Origin of the sequence: Streptomyces avermitilis MA-4680 = NBRC 14893 (assembly GCF_000009765.2) — a bacterium.
Classification (GTDB): domain Bacteria; phylum Actinomycetota; class Actinomycetes; order Streptomycetales; family Streptomycetaceae; genus Streptomyces; species Streptomyces avermitilis.
Map to the genome: position 1 here is coordinate 8,286,947 of NC_003155.5, position 23,610 is coordinate 8,310,556.

The 23,610-nt window shown below is 70.9% G+C and carries 18 protein-coding genes; 8 read left to right on the forward strand and 10 right to left on the reverse strand.

Annotated elements, in window-relative coordinates; all coding sequences use genetic code 11:
* Positions 1-43: 43 nt before the first annotated feature.
* The 9 genes from SAVERM_RS35680 to SAVERM_RS35720 all read right to left on the reverse strand — a co-directional run bounded on the left by SAVERM_RS35680 (position 44) and on the right by SAVERM_RS35720 (position 12,502).
* A complete protein-coding gene (locus tag SAVERM_RS35680; protein ID WP_010988343.1) occupies positions 44-1,594 on the reverse strand; it encodes a GMC family oxidoreductase in 1,551 nt (516 codons plus the stop codon).
* A 103-nt stretch (positions 1,595-1,697) separates the two neighbouring features.
* Positions 1,698-3,266, reverse strand: a complete 1,569-nt coding sequence (locus SAVERM_RS35685; RefSeq protein ID WP_010988344.1) for an APC family permease — start codon at positions 3,264-3,266, stop codon at positions 1,698-1,700.
* Between the two features lie 96 nt (positions 3,267-3,362).
* The gene (locus tag SAVERM_RS35690; protein ID WP_037646607.1) at positions 3,363-4,823 is read right to left on the reverse strand and encodes an aldehyde dehydrogenase family protein; all 1,461 of its coding nucleotides are present in this window, start codon (positions 4,821-4,823) and stop codon (positions 3,363-3,365) included.
* A gap of 26 nt (positions 4,824-4,849) precedes the next feature.
* A complete protein-coding gene (locus tag SAVERM_RS35695; RefSeq protein ID WP_010988346.1) occupies positions 4,850-5,998 on the reverse strand; it encodes an aromatic ring-hydroxylating oxygenase subunit alpha in 1,149 nt (382 codons plus the stop codon).
* Positions 5,999-6,009: 11 nt separating this feature from the next.
* Entirely contained in the window at positions 6,010-7,164 is a 1,155-nt protein-coding gene (gene solA / locus SAVERM_RS35700; RefSeq protein ID WP_010988347.1) for an N-methyl-L-tryptophan oxidase, read from the reverse strand.
* Positions 7,165-7,173: 9 nt separating this feature from the next.
* Positions 7,174-9,630, reverse strand: coding sequence for a GcvT family protein (locus SAVERM_RS35705; protein WP_010988348.1), 2,457 nt, complete (start codon positions 9,628-9,630; stop codon positions 7,174-7,176).
* A gap of 46 nt (positions 9,631-9,676) precedes the next feature.
* On the reverse strand, positions 9,677-10,303 hold the full coding sequence (locus SAVERM_RS35710) for an MBL fold metallo-hydrolase (RefSeq protein ID WP_010988349.1): 627 nt from the start codon (positions 10,301-10,303) through the stop codon (positions 9,677-9,679).
* A complete protein-coding gene (locus SAVERM_RS35715; protein ID WP_037646610.1) occupies positions 10,300-11,385 on the reverse strand; it encodes an S-(hydroxymethyl)mycothiol dehydrogenase in 1,086 nt (361 codons plus the stop codon). Before SAVERM_RS35715 ends, SAVERM_RS35710 begins: the two co-directional genes overlap by 4 nt.
* 286 nt (positions 11,386-11,671) lie before the next feature.
* Positions 11,672-12,502, reverse strand: coding sequence for an IclR family transcriptional regulator (locus tag SAVERM_RS35720; RefSeq protein ID WP_010988351.1), 831 nt, complete (start codon positions 12,500-12,502; stop codon positions 11,672-11,674).
* Positions 12,503-12,765: 263 nt separating this feature from the next.
* On the opposite strand from SAVERM_RS35720, the gene SAVERM_RS35725 reads away from it, so the two are divergent.
* Genes SAVERM_RS35725 through SAVERM_RS35730 form a run of 3 tightly spaced genes read left to right on the forward strand, consistent with a single transcriptional unit; the run spans position 12,766 to position 14,479 of the window.
* Complete coding sequence (locus tag SAVERM_RS35725; protein WP_010988352.1) at positions 12,766-13,086, forward strand: bifunctional 3-phenylpropionate/cinnamic acid dioxygenase ferredoxin subunit; 321 nt, start codon at positions 12,766-12,768, stop codon at positions 13,084-13,086.
* Between the two features lie 8 nt (positions 13,087-13,094).
* Complete coding sequence (locus SAVERM_RS42850) at positions 13,095-13,241, forward strand: hypothetical protein (protein WP_154696741.1); 147 nt, start codon at positions 13,095-13,097, stop codon at positions 13,239-13,241.
* The gene (locus SAVERM_RS35730; protein ID WP_010988353.1) at positions 13,238-14,479 is read left to right on the forward strand and encodes an NAD(P)/FAD-dependent oxidoreductase; all 1,242 of its coding nucleotides are present in this window, start codon (positions 13,238-13,240) and stop codon (positions 14,477-14,479) included. Before SAVERM_RS42850 ends, SAVERM_RS35730 begins: the two co-directional genes overlap by 4 nt.
* Positions 14,480-14,624: 145 nt before the next feature.
* On the opposite strand, the gene SAVERM_RS35735 is transcribed toward SAVERM_RS35730, so the two are convergent.
* Positions 14,625-15,242 carry a hypothetical protein gene (locus SAVERM_RS35735; protein WP_010988354.1) on the reverse strand — a complete coding sequence of 206 codons (618 nt, stop codon included), beginning with the start codon at positions 15,240-15,242 and terminating at the stop codon, positions 14,625-14,627.
* Positions 15,243-15,662: 420 nt separating this feature from the next.
* Between SAVERM_RS35735 and SAVERM_RS35740 the strand changes: the two genes are divergently transcribed.
* The 5 genes from SAVERM_RS35740 to SAVERM_RS35760 are packed head-to-tail and all read left to right on the forward strand — an operon-like array spanning position 15,663 to position 23,570.
* Entirely contained in the window at positions 15,663-18,503 is a 2,841-nt protein-coding gene (locus SAVERM_RS35740) for a sensor histidine kinase (protein WP_010988355.1), read from the forward strand.
* Positions 18,500-18,940 carry a roadblock/LC7 domain-containing protein gene (locus SAVERM_RS35745; protein WP_010988356.1) on the forward strand — a complete coding sequence of 147 codons (441 nt, stop codon included), beginning with the start codon at positions 18,500-18,502 and terminating at the stop codon, positions 18,938-18,940. Before SAVERM_RS35740 ends, SAVERM_RS35745 begins: the two co-directional genes overlap by 4 nt.
* 9 nt (positions 18,941-18,949) lie before the next feature.
* Positions 18,950-19,345 (forward strand): DUF742 domain-containing protein, encoded by a 396-nt coding sequence (locus tag SAVERM_RS35750; RefSeq protein ID WP_010988357.1) that lies wholly within the window; start codon positions 18,950-18,952, stop codon positions 19,343-19,345.
* 24 nt (positions 19,346-19,369) lie between these two features.
* Entirely contained in the window at positions 19,370-22,984 is a 3,615-nt protein-coding gene (locus tag SAVERM_RS35755) for a hydantoinase B/oxoprolinase family protein (RefSeq protein ID WP_010988358.1), read from the forward strand.
* Positions 22,965-23,570: a GTP-binding protein gene (locus SAVERM_RS35760; RefSeq protein WP_010988359.1), complete on the forward strand. Its 606-nt coding sequence runs from the start codon at positions 22,965-22,967 to the stop codon at positions 23,568-23,570. The genes SAVERM_RS35755 and SAVERM_RS35760 overlap by 20 nt, the downstream gene beginning before the upstream one ends.
* Positions 23,571-23,610: the final 40 nt, after the last annotated feature.

Genomic DNA, 23,610 nt, shown 5'->3' on the forward strand with positions numbered 1-23,610 from the left:
CCCGCCCCATACGGACAGGGCCCGCAGTTCTCCGCCCCACCCCCTACGCGTCCTCCTTCAGGAGATCGGCGCACTTCTCGCCGATCATCATCGTCGTGATGCACGGATTGACGGAGATCAGCTCCGGCATCACCGAGCCGTCCGCGACCCGCAGACCCTCGACCCCCTTGACCCGCAGCCGCGCGTCGAGCGGGGCCGAGGCGTCGTCGTCCGCGCCCATCTTCACGGTGCAGGACGGGTGGTAGACGGTGTTGTGGGTCTTGTGGATGTAGTCGAGCAGCTCGTCGTCGGTCCGGATGTCCGGTCCGGGGGAGAGCTCCGCCCCCGCCCAGCCGCTCAGTGCGGGCTGTGACGCGATCCTCCGCGCCAGCTTCAGGCCGTACGTCATCACGCGCACGTCGTGCTCGTGCGTGAAGTAGCGCGGATCGACCCTGGGCTTGTCGCGGTAGTCGCGGGTACGCAGCCGCACCGTGCCGCGGGACTTGGCGCGGGTCACGTTCGGCGTGAGGCAGAAGGCGTTCTCGGAGGTCGGGAAGCCGTGGCGGGCGGTGTTCATGTCGAACGGCACCGAGCCGTAGTGGAACATCAGGTCCGGCCGGTCCAGGCCCGGTTCGGTGTCGTAGAAGATGCCCGCCTCCCACCACTGGCTGGACGTGGTGGTCATCGGCTGCCTGGCCTCCCACATGATGACGCCCTCGGGGTGGTCCTGGAGGTTCTCGCCGACGCCTGCCGAGTCCACGACCACGTCGACCCCGACCTCGCGCAGCTGCTCGGCGGGCCCGATGCCCGACAGCATCAGGAGCTTGGGCGTGTCGATGGAGCCACAGGACACGATCACCTCGCGGCGGGCGAGTACCGTCCGCGTGTGGATCAGGTCCGGGTCCAGGTACTCGGCGCCCACGCACCGCCGCCCGTCGAGCACGAGCTTCTTGGCCCGTACGCCCGTGCGTACCTCCAGATTGGGCCGCTTGCCGATGATCGGGTGGAGGTACGCCACCGACGAGGACTGCCGGATGTTGTTCTCGTCGGAGTTGATCTGGAACCAGTTGGCGCCCCGGACCACGGTCTTCCCGGTGTTGAAGGCCGTGGTGGGGATCCCGGCCTGGGCGCACGCCTCCAACAGGGCCGTGCCGCAGGGGTCCTCGCCCTTGAGCGTGCGCAGCTTCACCGGGCCGGTGCGGCCGTGGTGGTCGCCGGGCGCGTCGTTGGACTCCAACCGCCGGTAGAGCGGGAAGAGTTCGGCCGCGCTCCAGCCGGTACAGCCCGCCGCCGCCCAGTCGTCCAGGTCCTCGGCCGGGGCCCAGAAGGCGATACAGGAGTTGTGCGAGGAACAGCCGCCGAGGACCTTGGCGCGGGCGTGCCGCATGAAGCTGTTGCCCAAGGCCTGCGGTTCGACCGGGTAGTCCCAGTCGTAGCCGGACTCCAGCAGACCCATCCAGCGGTCCAGTCTGAGGACGTCGTCGTCGCCGACGTCGCTGGGCCCCGCCTCCAGGACGCACACCGTGACGGACGGGTTCTCGGAAAGCCGGGCGGCGACCACGTTGCCCGCGGTGCCGCCGCCGACCACGACATAGTCGAACTCGTCGATACTCATGGGAAGTTGACCTCCTTGAACAGTTCTTCAGTCGGTCTTCAGCCGGTCTTCGGGCGGACTTCAGCCGGTCTTCGCACGCCCTCGGCCGGTCTGCGGGCGGTCCTCAGTCGGCCGTGGGAGCGGCGAGGGGAGCGGGCGCGGCGGTGGTCTGGAGGCGGTGTTCGGCGAGCACGCCGGTCTTGTGCCGCTGGATGAACCAGTAGTAGGCGAAGCCGCCGCCGGCGATGACCGCGACGAACAGGACCGCACCCCAGCGCAGGTACCAGTGGAACGGGGCGGCGGCGTTGTAGACCTCGGACCGCGGCCAGATCAGGTTGAGCGTCATGGCCGCGCCCCACAGCACGGCGACGATGTTGACCAGCAGCCCCCAGCGGCCCAGTGAGAATCTGCCGTCGCCCGCGGGCTGCCACTTCCCACGCAGCCGGGCCACCAGCATCGGGCCGGTGACGCCGAGATAGGCGAGGTAGATCATGATGATGCCGATGCTGGTGACGACGGTGAAGATCTGCGGCTGGCGGATGTTGACGACGAGGATCGCCACGGCGAGGACGCCGATGATCACCGCGGGGAGCACCGGGGTCTGGAAGCGCGGGCTGACCCGGGCGATCAGGGAGGACGCGGGCAGGTTGTTGTCGCGGGCCATCGCGAAGGCCAGCCGGATCGCCGCCGTGTGCACGGCGAGCGCGCAGACGGTGACCGCGATGAGCACGCACCACAGCATCGCCTTGCCGGCCGTCGGGCCGAGCACGTCGAGCACGATGTACTGGAGGCCGTCCGTGGACAGCTTGTCGCCCTTCAGGCTGGAGACGCTCATCAGGGCGAGCAGCAGCACGAGCCCGCCGAGGACGAACGAGGCGACGATCGCGCGGATGATCGCCCGCGGTGCGTTGCGGGACGGGTCCAGGGACTCCTCACCCAGCGAGGCGGCCGTGTCGAAGCCGTACATGACGTACGCCGACGCCAGCGAGGCCACGAGGAACGCGCCCAGGTAGCCGGTCGTGTGCCCGGCGCCGGTGCCGGCGGTCTCGGTGACGACCTGCGGTCCCCGCGTGATGTGGACGGCGAACAGCACGATGAGGACGACGGTCGCGACCAGCTCGATGAACACGCCCGCGCTGTTGATGGTCGCCATCAGCTTCACGCCGAAGGCGTTCACCAGGGTCGTGAACAGGATCAGCACCGCGGCCAGGACGACCGCGTTCGTCGCCACGTCGTACTTCCCGGTGCCGTCCCCGATGAACTGGAACGTCGACGAGATCTGCGGCAGCGTGAGCTGGTAGGCGAGCGCCACAGCCGAGATCGACACGATGGAGGCGATGAGCATCATCCAGCCGGCGAGCCAGCCGAGGTGCGGATTGCCTATCTTCTTGGACCAGTTGTACACGGAGCCCGCGACGGGATAGCGGGCGGCCAGCTCCGCGAAGCACAGGGCGACCATGAACTGGCCGACGAAGACCATCGGCCACGACCACCAGTACGCGGGGCCGCCGCTGCCGTAGCCGAAGTAGAACAGCTGGAAGGTGCCGGTCAGGATCGAGATGTAGCTGATCCCGGCCGCGAAGGTGTGGAAGTTGCCGAGGGTGCGCTTGAGTTCGGGCTTGTAGCCGAACTCGGCGAGTTCGGTGTCGTCGTGGTGACTCTGTGGGCCGGACGGTTGCTCGGTTGTCGTCATGTGCGACTCCTGGTGCGCCGGGGGGAGGGGAAGGGGAGGGAAGGAGATGGGAGGGGTGGGATCAGACGGCTGAACAACGGGGGTATCAAGGGCGTGTTACGCGAACCAGCCCTGTGGTGACGGATCCGTGTTACGCCAGATGTGCTTCGCCTCCCGGTACTCGGCGAGCCCCGAGGGCCCCAGCTCGCGCCCGAAGCCGGACTGCTTGTAGCCGCCCCACTCGGCCTGCGGTACGTACGGGTGGTAGTCGTTGATCCACACCGTGCCGATCCGCAGCCGGGACACCACCCGCTGGGCCTTGGCCTCGTCGGTGGTCCAGACGGCGCCGGCGAGCCCGTAGACGGTGTCGTTGGCCAGGCGCACGGCCTCGGCCTCGCCGGTGAAGCGCTCGACGGTCAGCACCGGTCCGAAGGACTCGTCCTGGATCACGGACATCCCGCTGGTGCACTCGTCGAGGACGGTGGGCAGGTAGAAGAAGCCCTCGTCCAGCCCCTCAGGACGCCTGCCGCCGCAGCGCAGCACCGCGCCCTCGTCCAGCCCCTTCGCGACGTAGGCCTCGACCTTCGCCCGGTGCGCGGCCGAGATCAGCGCCCCGGTCTGCGCCCGCTCGTCGAACGGCCCCCCGAGCCGGATCTCCGCGGCCCGCCGCACCACCTCGTCGACGAACCGGTCGTGCAGCGAGTCCTCGACCAGCAGCCGCGCCCCCGCCGAGCAGACCTGCCCGGAGTGCAGGAACACGGCGGTCAGCGCCATGTCGACCGCCGTGTCGAAGTCGGCGTCGGCGAAGACGATATTGGGATTCTTGCCGCCGAGTTCGAGTGCCACCTTCTTCACCGTGCCGGCCGCGGCGGCCATCAGCCGCCTGCCTGTGTGCAGACCGCCGGTGAAGGAGACGAGGTCGACGTCCGGATGGTCGGCGAGCGGCGCGCCCGCCTCCGGGCCGGCGCCCAGGACCAGGTTGGCGACGCCCGGCGGGAGTTCGGCCTCTTGGAGGAGCCGCATCAGATGGATCGCGGTGTGCGGGGTCAGCTCGCTCGGCTTGAGGACGAAGGTGTTGCCCGCCGCGAGCGCCGGGGCGACCTTCCAAGCCGTCTGGAGGAGCGGATAGTTCCAGGGCGTGATCAGCGCGCAGACCCCGACCGGCTCGTACACGACCCGGCTGTCCGTACTCGCCGATCCGGTGTCGATCACCCGGCCGGACTCGGCCGCGGCCAGGCGGCCGAAGTAGCGGAAACAGTTCACGATGTCGTCGATGTCGTACTCGCTCTCGACGAACCGCTTGCCGGTGTCGAGCGACTCGGCGCGGGCCAGCTTCGCCCTGTCGCGTACGAGGAGATCGGCGACGCGCAGCAGCAGGTCACCGCGGTCGGCGGCGGGCAGCCAGGGCCACGGGCCCTCGTCGAAGGCGCGGCGCGCCGCGGCGATCGCCTCGGCGGTGTCCTTGCCGCCCGCCTCGTCGACGACTCCGACGAGGGAGCCGTCGGCGGGGCAGCGGATCTCCCGCGTGCGCCCGTCGAGCGCGGCTCTCCACTCGCCGTCAATGAACAGGTCGGGCACGATGGCCTCCTGGGGTGTCGTACGGGTCAGGCATGGTCGCCTCCCAGCTGCCCGAGCAGCCACTCGTGGAAGATCCCGATGTGGTGCTCGGTGGGCACCAGCACACCACCCTTCCGGTACGCCCGCGACGCCATGGCCGGCTGCGTCCGTTCACAGGCGTCGAAGTCCTGCACGTTCACCCGGTGGAACAGCTCGACCGACTTGGACACGTCGGCGCCGGACTCGACGACCTCCGGAGCGTACAGCCAGTCGCACTCGACGATCGTGCGGTCCTCGGCGAGCGGGAACATGCGGTGCAGGATCACATGGTCCGGGACGAGATTGATGAACACCGTCGGCTTCACGGTGATCGCGTAGTAGCGGCGGTCCTGGTCGTCGTCGACGGCGGGCAGCTTCGCGAAGCCCTCGCTGCCGTCGACCGTGAACCCCTTGACGTCCTGGCCGAACTCGGCACCGTGCCCGACGTAGTACTGCGCGGCGTAGCCCTCGGCGAACTCCGGGAGGACGTCGGTGAGTTCGGGGTGGATCGTCGCGCAGTGATAGCACTCCATGAAGTTCTCGACGATCAGCTTCCAGTTCGCTCGCACGTCGTAGGTGATGCGCTTGCCGAGGGCGAGGTTCTCGGTGCCGTAGTGCTCGATGGCCGCCGCGTCGCCGAGCCGTTCCACGGCCGCGCCCATCACCGTCTCCTCGAAGGAGGGCGGCTCGTCGGCCAGGCACACCCAGGCGTAGCCGAGCCACTCGCGCAGCGCGACCTTGACCAGGCCGTACTCGACCCGGTCCACGTCCGGCATCCGGACCAGGTTGGGCGCGGCGACCAGCTTGCCGTCCAGGTCGTAGGTCCAGGCGTGATACGGGCACTGGAGGTTGCGGCGGACCTCGCCGGACTCCTCCGTGCACAGCCGGGCGCCGCGGTGGCGGCAGATGTTGAGGAAGGCGCGCAGCTCACCGGTGCGCGAGCGGGTGATCAGGACGTTCTCCCGGCCGACCTGGACGGTGCGGAAGGCGCCGGGCCTGCCCAGGTCGGCGCCGCGGACCGCGCAGAACCACATCGACTCGAACAGGTCGGCCTGCTCCTGCCGGAAGATCTCCGGGTCGGTGTAGTAGTGCCCCGGCAGCGTCGCCAGGAGGCTCGGCGGGAGGGCGGAGAGGGGGGAGACGGGGGTCGTCGTCACGTGCGTACTCCTCAGGCGGGCGCGGCGGCGAGGCGGCGGGGGTCGAACAGCCCGATCGGATGGGCGGTGGTGCCGGTCAGGGCGAGGTCGGCGACGATCTCTCCGACCACCGGCACGAATTTGAAGCCGTGCCCGGAGAACCCGCAGGCCACGGTCACGGAGTCCGGGTGCGCGGGGTGGCGGGCGATGACGAAGTGCTCGTCGGGGGTGTTGGAGTACATGCAGGTGGCGGCCTTGAGGAAGGTGCCGGGCAGATCCGGGATGCAGCGGGACATATGGTCCGCCATGGCCTGGACCTCGTGGTCGTGCACGGTCCGGTCGATCGTCTCCGGAGTGCAGACCACGCCCTTGCGGAAGAAGGCGACCTTGGCGCCGAGGTCCGGCCCGTCGATCGACGGGAAGCCGTAGACCTGGACTCCTTCGGCGTCCTCCCAGATGTAGATCGGGTGGTTCTCGGGGCGGAAGGGCCCCACGCCGTGCCTCGGCTGGAACCAGTACATGACCTGCCGCTCGATGGTGAACGGCACTCCGAGATCCGTGAGCAGCTGCGGCGCCCACGCACCCGGGCAGATCACCAACTGGCCCGCCGTGTAGGTGTTCTCGGCCGTGTGGACGCGTACGCCGTCCCGGTACGGCTCCCAGCGCGTCATCGGCTCCTCGAAGTGCAGCTCCGCACCCTGCCGGGTGGCCAGCTGGAGGTGCGCGGCGACCATGTTCTCGGGGCGGACCAGGCCGGCCTTCTTCTCGTAGAGCGCCACCTCGTCGTTGCTCGGGTTCAGCGTCGGGAAGCGGCGGCGGATCTCCTTCGCGTCGAGCATCTCGTGGGGCAGGTCCCACTGGGTGGCCGAGCGCAGTGAACCGGCGACGGTCAGCGAGTCGGGGCGGCCGACCATCACGCCGCCGCTGAGGGTGGCGACCTCGCGCCCGGTCGACCGCTCCACCTCCTCGTACAACTCGTACGAGCGCAGCAGCAGCGGTACGTACGCCGGGTCCTCGAAGTACGACTGCCGGGTGATGCGCGAACCGCCGTGGCTGGAGCCGCGGTTGTGGACCGGGCCGAACTTCTCCAGGCCGAGCACGCGGGCGCCGCGCGCGGACAGATGATGGGCGGCGGCGCTGCCCATGCCGCCGAGACCGATCACGATCACGTCATACGTGGGGGACACGGGCGTCTCCTATCGGCGGATGCGGGTCATCTTGGGGTCGAAGAGCGGCTCTTCGGCGACGGTCGCGGGGACCTTCTCGCCGAAGTACTCGATGTGCACGCCCGTGCCGGTCGCGAGCGGCGGCAGCCAGGCGTACGCGACGCAGCGGCCCAGCGTGTAGCCGTACGAGGCGCTGGTGACATAGCCGGACGGGACGCCGTCGACGTACACCGGCTCCTTGCCGAGGACGTTGGCGGCGGGGTCGTCGAGGAGGAGCGGGGTCAGCCTGCGCGTCGGGGGCGCGGCCGCGTCGAGCGCCTCCCGGCCCACGAACTCCTTGTCCATGCGCACCGCGAAGCCGACGCCCGCCTCGAAAGGGTCGTGCTCGTCGGTCATGTCGGTGCCCCAGGCGCGGTACCCCTTCTCCAGACGGAGGGAGTTGAAGGCCGAGCGCCCGGCCGCGATCACGCCGTGCTTCCGGCCCGCCTCCCACAGCGTGTCCCAGAGCCGCAGGCCCAGGTCGGCCGTGGTGTACAGCTCCCAGCCCAGCTCACCGACGTAACTCAGCCGCATCGCGGTCACCGGGACGTGCCCGAGGTACGTCTCCTTCGCGCGGAAGTAGCCGAAGCCCTCGTGCGAGAAGTCGTCGCGGGTCAGCGGCTGGACCAGGTCGCGGGCGAGCGGGCCCCAGACGCCGATGCAGCAGGTGCCGGACGTGATGTCCCGGATGTGCACGCCGTCGGGGGCATGCCGGGTCAGCCAGTCCAGGTCGGCGGGGGAGTTGGCGCCGACCTGGAAGCGGTCGGGGCCGAGGCGCGCGACGGTGAGGTCGGAGCGTATGCCGCCCGTGTGGTCCAGGAGCAGGGTGTAGGTGACCGCGCCGGGCTTCTTGCGGAGGTTGTTGGTGGTCATGCGGTGCAGGAAGTCGAGGGCGCCGGGGCCGCTGACCTCGAGCCTGCGCAGCGGGGTCATGTCGTACAGGGCGACCTTCTCGCGGGTCGCCCGCGCCTCGGCCGCCGCGATCGGCGACCAGTAGCGGGCCGACCAGGCGTCGCGCTCGGGGAGCGGGCCGAGGGCGTCGACGAGCGGGGCGTTCGCCTCGTACCAGTGCGGGCGCTCCCAGCCGCCGCCCTCCAGGAAGCAGGCGCCGAGGGCCTGCTGGCGGGCGTGGAAGGGGCTGACGCGCAGCGGGCGCGGCCGCTCCATCGGCTGGAGGGGGTGCAGGATGTCGTACACCTCGACGAACTGTTGCGCACCGCGCTCCCTGACGTACGACGGCGAGCGCTGTGCGTCCTCGAAGCGGGTGAGGTCGGCCTCGTGGACGTCGATGGACGGCCGCCCGTCGACCATCCACTCGGCGACCGCCTTGGCGACACCGGCGGAGTGCGTCACCCAGACCGCCTCGGCCAGCCAGAAGCCCCTGAGGGCCCGCGACTCGCCGAGTACCGGCATGCCGTCCGGGGTGAAGGAGAAGACGCCGTTGAAACCCTCCTCGATCTCCGTGTCACGCAGGGCCGGGAACAGGCGGCGGCAGTCCTCCCAGCTCGGCGCCCAGTCCTCCGCGGTGAAGGGGTACGAGGACGGCATCTCCATGTCGTTCGCGCGCGCCTCGTCGTAGGCGGGGATCGCGAACGCGTCGACGGTGAGCGGCCGGTGGGCGTAGCTGCCGATGCCGATACGGTCGGTGTGCTCGCGGAAGTAGAGGTCGCGGTCCTGGAAGCGGAGGATGGGCTTCGAGGCTTCGGCCGTGGCGCCGGCCAGTTCGGGGAGCTTCGGAGTCTTCGCGTACTGGTGTGCGAGCGGCTGGAGGGGGACGTCGATTCCGGCCATGCGGCCGATGACGGGGCCCCAGAAGCCGGCGGCGGACACGACGTGGTGGGCGGCGAAGGTGCCCCGGTCGGTGACGACCGCGGTGACCCTGCCGTCCTGCCGCTCGATGCCCGTGACGGTGTGGCGGTCCAGGAAGACGGCGCCGCGGCTGGTGGCCCGCTCCATCTGGGCGCGGGCGGCGAGCAGGGCGCGGGCCAGACCGTCGTCGGGGGTGTGGAAGCCGCCGAGGACGACCGACTCGTCGATGAGGGGCCAGAGTTCCTTGCAGCGGGCGGTGCTCACGATCTCGCCGCGTACGCCCCAGGAGGCGGCGTAGCCGGCCTTGCGGTGCAGGTCGGCGAGGCGCTCGGGGGTGGTCGCGAGCTCCAGACCGCCGACCGGGTCGAAGCAGGGCACTCCGTCCGCCTCGAGGGAGTTGAACTTCTCCACCGTGTACTGGGCGAACGACGTGAGCATCCTGGAGGGGCCGGTCTGGAACACCAGGCCCGGCGCGTGCGAGGTGGAGCCGCCCGGAGCGGGCAGGGGTCCCTGCTCGAGGACGGTGACGTCGGTCCAGCCGCGGGCGGTCAGCTCGTCGGCCAGGGAGCAGCCGACGATGCCGGCGCCGATGATGACGACCTGAGGACCGCGCGGGCGGGTTTCGGGCGTGCTGGACATGCCCCTCCTTGTGGTGGCGGGGATGGCAGGGGTTGGGGGAAGCGGCCTACACGGCAGGGACGTTGAGCCGTTCGGCGGCGATCGTCGTGTCCTCGCCGTGCCCGGTGTGTACGACGGTGCCGCCGGGCAGCGTGAGGATCCGGTTGCGCAGGGAGGCCTCGATGGTGGGCCGGTCCGAGTACGAGCGGCCGGTGGCGCCGGGGCCGCCGTGGAAGAGGGTGTCGCCGGTGAAGACGGCGTTCAGGAACGGGGCGTGGAGCGAGCAACTGCCCCAGGTGTGACCGGGGCTGTGGATCACCTGGAGCTCGATGCCGGCGACCGTCAGGACTCGGCCGTCGCTCAGCTCGCCGTCCGGCTTGCGACCGGGGTGGGTGAGCGACCACAGCTCGTTGTCGCCGGGGTGCAGGAGTACGGGGGCGCCGGTCAGGACGGAGAGCTCGGCCGCCGCGTCGATGTGGTCGTCGTGTGCGTGGGTGCAGACGATCGCCGTGACATGACGGCCGGCGACGGCCTCGTGGATCGTACGGGCGTCGTGGGCGGCGTCGACGATCAGAACCTCCTCGTCGTCGCCGATCAGCCAGACGTTGTTGTCGACGTCGAAGGTGTCGCCGTCGAGGCTGAAGGTGCCGGAGGTGACGACGCGTTCGACCCGTACGGTGCCCCGCGCGGTCACAGGACCACCACCGACCGAAGTACCTCCCCGCGGTGCATCTTCGCGAACGCCTCCTCGACCTGTTCGAGGGAGATGGTCTCACTGACGAAGGCGTTGAGGTCCAGCAGACCGTACAGGTACTGGTCGATGAGGAACGGGAAGTCGCGGCTCGGCAGGCAGTCCCCGTACCAGGACGACTTGAGGGCGCCGCCGCGCGAGAACAGGTCGATGAGGGGAAGGTCGATCTTCATCTCGGGGTCGGGGACCCCGACCTGGACCAGCGTGCCGGCGTGGTCGCGCATGTAGAAGGCCTGCTTGTACGTCTCCGGGCGGCCCACCGCGTCGATGGCGATGTCGACCCCGAACCCGTCGGTGAGCGCGCGGACCGCCTCGACCGGGTCCGTACCACGGGAGTTGACGGTGTGGGTCGCGCCGAACTTCTCCGCCTGATCGAGCTTCTTGTCGTCGATGTCGACGGCGATCACCTTCATGGCGCCGTTGAGGCACGCGCCCGCGATCGCCGCGTTGCCGACGCCGCCGCAGCCGATCACGGCGACCGTGTCGCCGCGGCCGACCTTGCCGGTGTTGACGGCGGCGCCGTATCCGGCCATGACCCCGCAGCCGATCAGGCCCGCGGCCTCCGGGCGGGCGGCCGGGTCGATCTTCACCGCCTGTCCCGCGGCGACCAGGGTCTTCTCGGCGAAGGCCCCGATGCCGAGGGCGTTGCTGAGCGGGGTGCCGTCGAGCAGCGTCATCGGCTGGGTGGCGTTGCGGGAGTCGAAGCAGTACCAGGGGCGGCCGCGGCGACAGGAACGACAGGAGCCGCAGGGCGCGCGCCAGGCGAGGACCACGTAGTCGCCGGGGGCCAGGTCGGTGACGCCCGCGCCGACCGCCTCGACCGTGCCGGCCGCCTCATGCCCCAGAAGGAACGGGAAGTCGTCGGTGATCGCGCCCTCCCGGTAGTGCAGATCCGTGTGGCAGACCCCGCAGGCCTGGACGGCGACGAGCACCTCGCCCGGGCCGGGATCGGGGACGACGATCGTCTGCACCTCGACGGGTGCGCCCTTTTTGACAGCGACTACGGCACGGACCTCGTGTGGCACGACCAAGCTCCTCTGCTGTTGCGCAATGCACGATGGGTTGCGCGATGAGGAACATATTGAGAACGCCGTCGCGGAGCCGTCAAGAGGTGCGCGTTAACCCTTGGCAAAAGGAACGGGCGGGCCGAAATCTCGCCGACACACAGCGGCGCGGGGCCAGGAACCTCCTGGCCCCGCGCCGTGTTGCGGGTAGACCCGGCCTGTATGGCCAGGCCTGTATGGCTCGGTCTGTATGGCCAGGCCTGTATGGCCCGGCCTGTATGACCCGAACCGTATGACCCGGACTGCCTCAGAAGCCGTAGCCCATCCGCCGGGACAGCTCGGCGCCGGCCGCCACCGTCCGCTTGGTCAGCTCGGGCAGCCGGTCCGGGCCCATCCGGTACACCGGCCCCGAGACGCTGATCGCCGCGATCACCTTGCCGTCGTGGGCGCGGACCGGGGCGGCCACGGCGGCAAGGCCCAGCTCCAGCTCCTCGATGGTGACTCCGCAGCCCTGCTCGATCACCGCCTCCAGTTCGCCGCGCAACACCGTCGCGCCGGTGATCGTGCGCTCCGTGAAGCGCGGCAGCGAGCGCGCGAGCAGGCCCTCGCGCAGGGTGGGCGGCAGATGGGCGAGCAGCACCTTGCCGCTGGAGGTGGCGTGCAGCGGGGTGCGTCTGCCCAGCCAGTTCTGCGCCGTCACGGAGGCGGTGCCGCGGGCCTGCATGATGTTGACCGCCGCGTCGTCGTCGAAGACCGCGATGTTGACGGTCTCGCCCAGCTCGTCGGCGAGTTCACGGCAGACCGGCACGCCCTCCTGCGAGATGTCCAGCCGTACTGCCGCCGCCCCCGCCAGGCGTAGTACGCCGGCGCCCAGGTAGTACTTCCCGCGGTCCTTGGCCTGGGCCACCAGGCCGCGGTTCTCCAGGACGCCGAGCAGCCGGAAGGCGGTGGACTTGTGCACGTCCAGTTCCTCGGCGATCTCGGTGACGCCCGCCTCACCGTGCCGGGCGAGGATCTCCAGGACGCTCACGGCGCGGTCGACCGACTGGACCGCACTGGCCGTGCCCCTGCCGTTCTGCTTCGCTGAGTTTCCGGAGTGCTCGTCGCTGCGCTCAGCCTGCTTCTGCGTGCGGGTCATAGCTCAACTCTCACCACCTGACGGCCCGGTTTGGGCCGCATCTGCGGGAACCCCTTGACGCGACGGTCGTCCCGCCCGGATTCTGTTGCGCATAGCGCTCCCTCGTGCGCCATACGAAACATCATGTTACCGAAGCGTCCGGAACCCGAAAGGTCTCGGACAGCGTGGACCGAAGAAGGTCCCGGTACTCCCTGACCGCACGTCCCTGACTGCCTGGACCAAGTAGGTCCCGGACCGCGCGTCCCGGACCGAGAGGGGGGCCCGTGATTCCCGTCTGCCGCCTTGAAGACCTCCCCGCGGGCGAGTCCGTCCGTGTCGACACCACACCACCCATCGCCGTCTTCAACGCCGACGGCGAGCTGTACGCCATTGACGACACCTGCACCCACCAGGACGCGTCTCTGTCCGAGGGCTGGCTGGAGGGCTGTCTGGTCGAATGCCCGCTCCACGCGGCCTCATTCGATCTCCGCACCGGCCTGCCGACCTGTCTCCCGGCCCGCCGCGCCGTCCGCACCCACCGCGTCACGGTCGACGACGGCGTGATCCACGTGCATCTCGCGCTGGAGGAGGGGAACGCCGCATGAAGCGCCGCATGACGACGGCAACCGCCACCCGCACCACGGGCACCTGCACCACGGGCTCCCGCACCACGCCCCGCGCCCTGTGCGGCCACGCCCCGTGCACCCTTGCCTCTGCCGTCCGCCCCGGGGGCGCCCGCGCGGGGGAGGGTGCCGTATGAGGACCGTGACCGTCGTCGGGGCCTCGCTGGCCGGGTTGTACGCGGCCCGGGAACTGCGTGCCCAGGGCTTCGACGGACGACTCGTGATCGTCGGGGAGGAACCCCACCCGCCGTACGACCGCCCGCCCTTGTCCAAGGACTTCCTGACCGGCCGGGCCGACCAGGACCGACTCGCGCTCGCCGACGCCGAGGAGACCGCCGAACTGGGCGCCGAGTGGCTGCTCGGCGTGCGCGCCCGCGGCCTCGACCCCCGCGGCCGCACCGTGCTGCTCGACGACGGCCGCACGGTGTCCACGGACGGCGTGGTCATCGCCACCGGCGCCTCGGCCCGGCGCCTTCCGGGCGACGACCTCTCCGGCGTGCACACCCTGCGCACCCTCGACGACGCCCGCGCCCTGCGCGACGAACTCTCCCGGGGAGCACGCCGGGTCGTCGTCATCGGCGGCGGTTTCATCGGCGCCGAGACCGCGTCCTCCTGCGCGGCACTCGGCCACGACGTCACGGTCGTCGAGGCCGCCCCGCTGCCCCTCGTCCCCCAACTCGGGGCAGAGATGGCCGCCGTGTGTGCCGCGCTGCACCGCCGAGGCGGTGCCGGCCTCGTCACCGGCACGGGGGTCGCCGGGCTGCGCGGCCGGGCGGGCGCCGGGGCGGAGAGGAGCGGCCACCAGGGGGCGGGCGCCGCCGGTCCGCGTCGTAGCGTCACGGCCGTCGAACTCTCCGACGGTCGCCTCCTGCCCGCCGACGGCGTCATCGTCGGCATAGGAGCCACCCCCAACACAGGCTGGCTCGCGGGCTCCACGCTCGCCCTGCACGACGGCGTGCTGTGCGACGACGGCTGTGCGACCGCCCTGCCGCAGGTGGTCGCCGTCGGAGATGTCGCACGCGTCGGCGGCACCCGCGCCGAGCACTGGACCTCGGCCACCGAGCAGCCCCGGGTGGCCGTGCGCAACCTGCTGGCCGGACGCACCACGGAGACCGTCCGCTCGGTGCCCTACTTCTGGTCCGACCAGTACGGCGCGCGTATCCAGTTCGCGGGGCGTCGGCACGACGGCGACACCGTACGGATCACCGAGGGCGCGATCGAGCGCGGCGGGCCCGCGGAGGGCGGACTCCTCGCCCTGTACGAACGCGACGGCCGCACCACCGCGGTGCTCTCCGTCGACCGCCCGCGCCCCTTCATGCGGGCCCGACGCGAACTCTCCCGCGCTGCCGACCCGGTGGAGCCGGCGGCGCTGTGACGACCGCATCACCAGGAGGCGGGGCCCGCGCGGGGTCTCCCTCCTGGCAGTGCACCAGGGAGTGGTGTCTCTGCCAGGAGAGGTGCCCTGCCAGTGGGTGGTGCCTCTGCCAGTGGGTGGTGCCCTGCCCGGGAGCGGTGCCCTGCTAGGGGTGCGACAACTGCCCGCTGCCGCCCCGCCGGCGTATCCGCTCCTGCGCCCGCTCCGCCACCCGCGTCTGCCGGCGTATCCGGCGCCGCTCGCGCCGCAGTGCCCGTGCCGTGCTGCTGGGGGCCGACACCACCCCGTTCCGCTGGTTCCACACCTGGTGTGTCACCCATACGTCCAGCACGCCCCAGGTCGCCACGACCGTACTCACCAGGCTGCTCAGCACCATGGGGAAGGCCAGCCAGGAACCGGCCATCGTGCACAGGAACGCCACCACCGCCTGGATCAGCGTCACGGCGATGATGAGCACCGCCCGCACGGCCGCCGTACGCACCGGATCCGGCAGCCTGCGTCGGCGCGCGGGCTCCTCGACCCACAACGCCCGGTAATACGCCCCCTGTTCCTCCTCGGTCTCGGCCGCCGCGGCGCGCCGCTCGGCGCCCGCGTCATGCCCACCGGATGGAACGCGCCGCCCGTCCGCCGCCTCGGACTTCTGTGCCGGCAACCGGCGTCCGGACGCCGGAACGTCGCGATCCGGTGCCTGGGCGTCCGGTCGCGCCACCGTGGGCGCCGCGACGCCGTTCCCGGTCGTCGCGCGCAACTCCGCCGTGCCCATCAACTCGATCTCCCCACCGCCGACAGACCCTTCAACCCGGTGTCCCCAGACCCCGGTTCCCCAGTGGCTGCCCGGCTTGCGCTGTTTTACGCCGCCTGGGCGCGGCATACGGCACCTCTGGCCGTTTCCGCCCCCCATTCCCGTACAGAAAGACGATCGACGCACTGCAAAGATTCCCGCAGAACGAAAAATTCCGGCCAAGAGCCCGGGTTCCCGGCCAGATGCGATCCGAACCCAAGTGCCGGAATCCGGGAGGCAATCTCCCGTAATGACGGGACAACTCCCCATGCCCCGTTCGCCGTACGCGGGGCGTGCGCCCGGCCGGCTCTTCGAGATACCTGTGCGTCGGTAGTAGGCTCACGCCGTTTGTTGACGCACATGTGTGCCCCCGGGCCGGCGGGGGTCGAGCTGGGGGAGGCCATGCGCTTTCGCGGGAAGTCCATCCGCCGGAAGATCGTGGCGCTGCTCCTCGTGCCGCTGTTGTCCCTCACCGCCATCTGGTGCTTTGCGACCGTACTCACGGGCCGGGCGGCCCAGTCGCTGTTCAGCGTGTCGTACATCGTGGAGAAGGCCGCCTACCCCACCGAGGACACCGTCCACGTCCTCCAGCAGGAGCGCCGCCAGACCCTCGTCTACCTCGCCGATCCCCGCGCCTCCGACGCGCTCTCCGCCCTCAGGCGCAGCCGTGCCGCCACCGACAAGGCCGTGGCGAAGATCCGCAAGAACGCCAAGGACGAGAAGTTGCGCGAGGAGACGGGCGAGGCCACCGCCGAGCGCCTCACCTCCATCCTGGACGCCCTGGACGGAATCGATTCGCTGCGCCGCAGCGTCGGCGACGGCACCGTCAACCGCTCCCAGGCCCTCGACCTCTACAACCGCCTGGTCGACCCCTGCTACGCGCTGCTGGCCAACCTCCACGTCCTCGACAACGTGGAAATGGACAAGCAGAGCCGTGCCCTCGTCAACGTCTCCCGCGCGCATGAGCTGCTCTCCCGCGAGGACGCCCTGCTGGGTTCCGCACTCGTCGCCGGGCGGATCACCCGCGACGAGATCCGTGACGTCTCCGACCTCGTCGCCCAGCGCAGCCTGATGTACGACGTCAGCCTGCCGCTGCTGCCCTCCTCCGAGCGGGAACGCTTCACGCGCTTCTGGAAGAACGCCGACACGGCGCCGCTGCGCGTCGCCGAACAGTCCGTCATCAATGCCTCCCCCGGCACCCCCAGCGGTGTGAGCGCCAAGCACTGGGACAGCGCGGCCGGTCAAGTCCTCGACCGGCTCGGCGAGATGTCCACCCAGGCGGGCGACCGCTACCAGGACCGCGTCCGCCCCGTCGCCGTCGGCGTCATCGCCAAGGCGGCCGTCGCGGGCGTTCTCGGCCTGATCGCCCTGCTCGTCTCCCTGATCATGTCCGTACGCATCGGCCGCAGCCTCATCCGCGACTTGCGCCGGCTGCGTCTGGACGCCCACGAGGCATCCGGAGTGCGGCTGCCCAGCGTCATGCGACGTCTGTCCGCGGGCGAACAGGTCGACGTCGAGACCGAAGTCCCGCGCCTCGAGTACGACAAGAACGAGATCGGCGAGGTCGGCCAGGCCCTCAACACCCTCCAGCGCGCCGCCGTCGAAGCCGCCGTCAAACAGGCCGAGCTGCGCGAAGGCGTCTCCGAGGTCTTCGTCAACCTCGCCCGCCGCAGCCAGGTCCTGCTGCACAAGCAGCTCACCCTGCTCGACACCATGGAGCGCAGGACCGAGGACACCGACGAACTCGCCGACCTGTTCCGCCTCGACCACCTGACCACGCGCATGCGCCGGCACGCCGAGGGCCTGGTCATCCTGTCCGGCGCCGCCCCCTCCCGGCAGTGGCGCAAACCCATCCAGCTCATGGACGTCGTCCGCGCCGCCGTCGCCGAGGTCGAGGACTACGAGCGCATCGAGGTACGCCGGCTGCCCCGCGTCGCCATCACCGGCCCCGCGGTCGCCGACCTGACCCACCTCGTGGCCGAACTCCTGGAGAACGCCACGGTGTTCTCGCCCCCGCACACCGCCGTCCAGGTCATCGGCGAGCGCGTCGCCAACGGCTTCACCCTGGAGATCCACGACCGCGGACTCGGTATGGCGGCCGAGGCCCTCCTCGACGCCAACCTGCGGCTCGCCGAGACCCCGGAGTTCGAACTCTCCGACACCGACCGGCTCGGCCTCTTCGTGGTCAGCCGGCTCGCCCAGCGGCAGAACGTCCGGGTCTCACTGCAACCCTCCCCCTACGGCGGCACCACCGCCGTCGTCTTCATCCCCGACGCGCTGCTCACCGACGACGTGCCCGACACCAACGGCATCGGATTCCGCCTCGACCGCGCGCTCCCCGCCAAGGAGCCGGCGCTGGACGAGGACCGCACGGCGGCGCTCTCCCAGGTGCCCGTGCAGTTCCTCGGCCTGCCCACGTCGATCCTGGACGGGCCCGTCGAGCTGGAGGCACCGGTCGACCTGGACGCCCTCGACGACTTCCCCGGCGCCCTGAGCGACGAGGACAGCGAACGCGGCGGCCTGTTCCGGCCCCGGCCCTCCATCGCCGGCGTCCCCGGCCCGCAGCATCAGCAGCCCCGCGACGGCCGCGGCGAGCCGGGCCGCTCGGGCGACACCGACCACCCCGATGCCCCGGTTCCGCTGCCCCGACGCCGGACCCCCAAGCTCGTCAGCTCGCACGGCCGCCCGGTCACGGGGACACGGTCCAGGAGCGCGGGAGCGGACGAGGGGCCCGTGGAGGGCATGGACCCGATGGAACCGGGCGTGGCCGCGTTCGACGAACGCAGGTCGAAGCCGTCGGCAGCCCGCCTGGCCGACCGGCGTGAGTCCTCGAAACGCCCGCGCGGCGACCGCGAGATCCCGAACCGCCCGCAGGGCGAGCGCAGCGACGCTCCCGCCCTCCCCCAGCGACGCCGAAGCCGCCCCTCCGCCGGCACGGAGGAGACCACCCCGCGTCTCGGGGCCGCGGCAGGGAAGGCAGAATCGGGTGCGGGGCCGCTGCCCCGGCGCGTACGACAGGCCAGCCTGGCCCCGCAGCTGAAGGACGGCCCCGAGCGGCGCGCCGAACGCGACAAGGCCCGCACCGCGAGCCGGGCGGACCTCGCCGAGCGCGACGCCGACGAGGTACGCAGCCGGATGGCCTCGCTCCAGCGGGGCTGGCAGCGCGGCCGCGAGGAGAACGCCGTGGGCGACGATGCCCAGGACGGCTCAGTACGAGGAACGACAAGGGGGGACGGTCGATGACCGCACCGAAGGCCGCAGGGCCCACCGCGAGCAGCACGGCGTCGGGGGAGCTGAACTGGCTCCTCGACGACCTGGTGGAGCGCGTCGCCAGCATCCACAAGGCGCTCGTGCTCTCCGGCGACGGCTTGCCCACCGGCGTCTCCAAGGACCTGAGCCGCGAGGACAGCGAGCACCTCGCCGCCGTTGCCTCCGGATTCCACAGTCTCGCCAAGGGCGTCGGCCGCCACTTCGAGGCGGGCAGCGTCCGCCAGACCGTCGTCGAACTCGACGAGGCCTTCCTGTTCGTCACGGCCGCCGGCGACGGCAGTTGCCTCGCCGTGCTGGCGGACGCGGATGCCGACATCGGTCAGGTCGCGTACGAGATGACGCTCCTGGTCAAGCGGGTCGGCGTACATCTGGGGTCCGCTCCGCGCACCGATCTGCCCTCGGGCGGGTAGTGGGACAGCATGAGCGGAGACGGTCAGGGAAGAAGCCACTGGTTCGACGACGACGCCGGACCGGTGGTCCGTCCGTACGCCATGACGCGGGGCCGCACCAGCCATGCGGCCCAGCACCGCCTCGACCTGATCGCGGTGGTCGTCGCGGAATCGCACGCGGACGAACCCGAGGCGGACCACATGCTGTCCCCGGAGCATGTGGACATCGTCGGACTCTGCCGTCACACCCCCCAGTCGGTCGCCGAGCTCGCCGCGGAACTCGATCTCCCCATCGGAGTGGTACGTGTCCTCATCGGGGACCTCGTGGACGAGGAACTCGTCCATGTGACACGTCCCGTACCCCCGGCCGAGCTCGTCGACGAGAGTATTCTGCGCGACGTGATCAGCGGCCTCCGGGCGCTCTGAACAGCGCGGAAGCGGGGAACAGACGTGACAGGCTGGCAGTTCTGGGTCGACCGAGGCGGCACCTTCACCGACATCGTCGCGCGGCGCCCGGACGGCCGCCTGCTCACGCACAAGCTCCTCTCGGACAACCCGGCGAGATACGCGGACGCGGCCGTCGCGGGCGTGCGGGAACTCCTCGAGGACGGCGCGCGGATCGATGCCGTCCGCATGGGCACGACCGTCGCCACCAACGCCCTCCTGGAGCGCAAGGGCGAACGCACCCTCCTGGTCGTCACCCGCGGCTTCCGCGACGCCCTGCGCATCGCCTACCAGAACCGCCCGCACATCTTCGCCCGCCAAATCGAACTGCCCGAACTGTTGTACGAGTGCGTCGTCGAGGCGGACGAACGGATCGCCGCCGACGGCACGGTCCTGCGCGCCCCCGACCTGGACGCCCTGGCCGGGCCGCTCCAGCAGGCGTACGACGACGGGATCCGCGCGATCGCCGTGGTCTGTATGCACAGTCACCTCCACCCCGCCCACGAACAGGCCATCGGCACGCTCGCCGCCCGCGTCGGCTTCCCGCAGATCTCGCTCTCCAGCGAGGTCAGCCCCCTGATGAAGCTGATCCCGCGCGGGGACACGGCCGTCGTCGACGCCTACCTCTCGCCCGTGCTGCGCCGCTACGTCCAGCACGTCGCCGGCGAACTCCACGGCGTGCGGCTGATGTTCATGCAGTCCAACGGAGGCCTCGCCGAAGCCGGTCAGTTCCGCGGCAAGGACGCCATCCTGTCCGGGCCCGCGGGCGGCATCGTCGGCATGGCCCGTATGTCGCAGCTCGCCGGCTTCGAACGGGTCATCGGGTTCGACATGGGCGGCACCTCCACCGACGTCTCGCACTTCGCGGGCGAGTACGAACGGGTCTTCACCACGCAGCTCGCCGGGGTCCGGCTGCGTGCACCCATGCTGGACATCCACACGGTGGCGGCCGGCGGCGGTTCCGTCCTCCACTTCGACGGCTCCCGCTACCGCGTCGGCCCCGACTCCGCGGGTGCCGCCCCGGGCCCCGCCTGCTACCGGGGCGGCGGTCCGCTCACCGTCACCGACGCCAACGTGGCGCTCGGCCGCATCCAACCCGCCCATTTCCCGCGTGTGTTCGGACCCCGGGGCGACCAGCCCCTGGACGCCGGACTGGTCCGCGAGCGCTTCGCCGCCCTCGCGCGCGACATCCGCGACAGGACGGGCGACGACCGCACACCCGAGCAGGTCGCCGAGGGCTACCTGCAGATCGCCGTCGCCAACATCGCCAACGCCGTGAAGCGGATCTCCGTCCAGAAGGGCCATGACGTCACCCGGTACGCGCTCACCACCTTCGGTGGAGCGGGCGGCCAGCACGCGTGCAGGGTGGCCGACTCGCTCGGCATCCACACGGTCCTCGTACCGCCCATGGCAGGCGTCCTCTCCGCCCTCGGCATCGGGCTCGCCGACACCACGGCCATGCGTGAGCAGTCCGTGGAGGCGCCCCTGGAGCGGGCCTCGATGCCGCACATCCTGAAGACAGCCGACGACCTGGAGGGCGCCACCCGGGCCGAACTCCTCGCCGAGGACGTCCCCGAGGACCGCATCCGGGTCACCCGCAGGGCACAGCTCCGCTACGACGGTACGGACACCGCACTCACCGTCGAGCTGACCGAGCCCGACACCATGATCCGCGCCTTCGAAGAACGCCATCGCGCCACCTACTCCTTCACCCTCGACCGCCCGGTCGTCGTCGAAGCCCTCTCCGTGGAAGCCACCGGTCTCACCGAACCCCCCGATCTCTCCGCCCTCGCCGCATTCGAGGGCCGCTCCGCCACCCCTGAGACGGTCAGCCTGCACACCGGCGGCGCCTGGCGCGACGTGCCCCTGCACCGCCGTGAGGCACTGCCGCCGAGCGAGACCGTGACCGGACCGGCGGTCATCGCCGAGGCCGGCGCCACCACAGTCGTCGACGACGGCTGGCAGGCGGTCATCACGGGCGACGGCCACCTGATCATGGAACGGGTGGCGGTTACGGAGAGTTCCGATCTCGGCACGGAGGCGGACCCGGTTCTCCTGGAGGTCTTCAACAACCTCTTCATGTCCATCGCCGAACAGATGGGCGCGCGCCTGGAGTCCACCGCCCAGTCGGTGAACATCAAGGAGCGCCTGGACTTCTCCTGCGCGCTCTTCGACCCGGACGGCAGCCTGGTCGCCAACGCCCCGCACATCCCGGTCCACCTGGGCTCGATGGGCACCAGCGTCAAGGAGGTCATCCGACGGCGCGGCGACGGCATGCGTCCCGGGGACACCTACGCGGTCAACGACCCGTACCACGGCGGCACCCACCTGCCCGACGTCACCGTCATCACTCCGGTGTTCGACACGGAGGGCGAGCGGGTGCTCTTCTACGTCGCTTCGCGCGGCCACCACGCGGAGATCGGCGGCATCGCGCCCGGCTCCATGCCCGCGAACAGCCGCACCCTCGAGGAGGAGGGCATCCTCTTCGACGACTGGCTGCTCGCCGAGGACGGCCGCTTCCGCGAGGCGGAGACCCTCAGCCTGCTCACCGAAGCGCGCTACCCGTCCCGTAATCCGAACACCAACCTCGCCGACCTGCGCGCCCAGATCGCCGCCAACCAGAAGGGCGTCGGCGAAGTCGCCCGCATGATCGAGAACTTCGGCCTCGACGTCGTCCAGGCGTATATGAAGCACGTCCAGGACAACGCCGAAGACAGCGTACGACGGGTCATCGACACCCTTGAAGACGGTGAGTTCGCCTACGAGACCGACTCCGGCGCGGTGATCCGGGTGCGGGTCCTGGTGGACCGCGAGAAACGCTCCGCGACCGTCGACTTCACCGGGACGTCGCCGCAGCTCCCCACCAACTTCAACGCTCCCTTCTCGGTCGTCAACGCCGCGGTCCTGTACGTCTTCCGCACGCTGGTCGCCGACGACATCCCGCTCAACGACGGCTGTCTGCGCCCCCTCGACATCGTCGTACCGCCCGGCTCGATGCTCGCCCCCGAGCCGCCGGCCGCGGTCGTCGCGGGCAACGTCGAGACCTCCCAGGCGATCACCGGGGCCCTGTACGCGGCTCTCGGCGTGCAGGCCGAGGGCTCCGGCACGATGAACAACGTCACCTTCGGCAACGAGAAGTACCAGTACTACGAGACCGTGGCCTCCGGCTCCGGCGCGGGCGACGGCTTCCCGGGCGCATCCGTCGTGCAGACCCACATGACCAACTCGCGGCTCACCGACCCCGAGGTCCTGGAGTGGCGCCTGCCCGTCGAACTCGACGAGTTCGCGGTGCGGCACGGAAGCGGCGGCGCGGGGCGCTGGCGTGGCGGAGACGGCGCCGTACGCCGCATCCGGTTCCGTGAGCCCATGACCGTCTCCACGCTCTCCCAGCACCGCAGGGTCCCGCCCTACGGCATGGCGGGCGGCGAGCCGGGAGCGCTCGGCGCCAACCGTGTGGAGCGGGCCGACGGCACGGTCACCGAACTTGGCGGAAGTGATACGGCCGATGTCGGCCCCGGCGACGTACTGGTCGTCGAAACCCCCGGCGGCGGGGGCTACGGCCCACCGCCGCGCGACAACGATCAAGCAGGAGAAGAGACCGATGATCTTCGGGCGCACTGAGCGCGGCAAGCCCCCGGTCGAGCCCGTCACGCTCAAGATCCTTGTGGCCGGCGGCTTCGGCGTGGGCAAGACGACCCTTGTCGGCGCGGTCAGCGAGATCAGGCCACTGCGCACCGAGGAGGTCCTCACCGAGGCCGGCCGCCCGGTCGACGACATCAGCGGCGTGGAGGGCAAGCACACCACCACCGTCGCCATGGACTTCGGCCGCATCACGCTCCGCGAGGACCTGGTGCTGTACCTCTTCGGGACGCCGGGACAGGACCGCTTCTGGTTCCTGTGGGACGAACTCGCCACCGGTGCCCTGGGTGCAGTCGTCCTCGCCGACACCCGCCGGCTGGAGGACTGCTTCGCCGCCGTCGACTACTTCGAACGCCGCTCCATCCCCTTCGTGATGGGCGTCAACTGCTTTGAAGAGGCCGCCCGTTACCCGGTGGAGGACGTCCGCCGGGCCCTCGACCTCGACGACGACGTGCCCGTCGTGCTGTGCGACGCCCGGGACCGCGAGTCGGTCAAGGAGGTCCTGATCGACGTCGTCCGGCACGCGATGGCCCACGCGGCCGAGCGCCGCGAGACCGTGAGCGGCTGACGCGCGCATACGGCCCGTACCCCCGCCGACCGGGGTACGG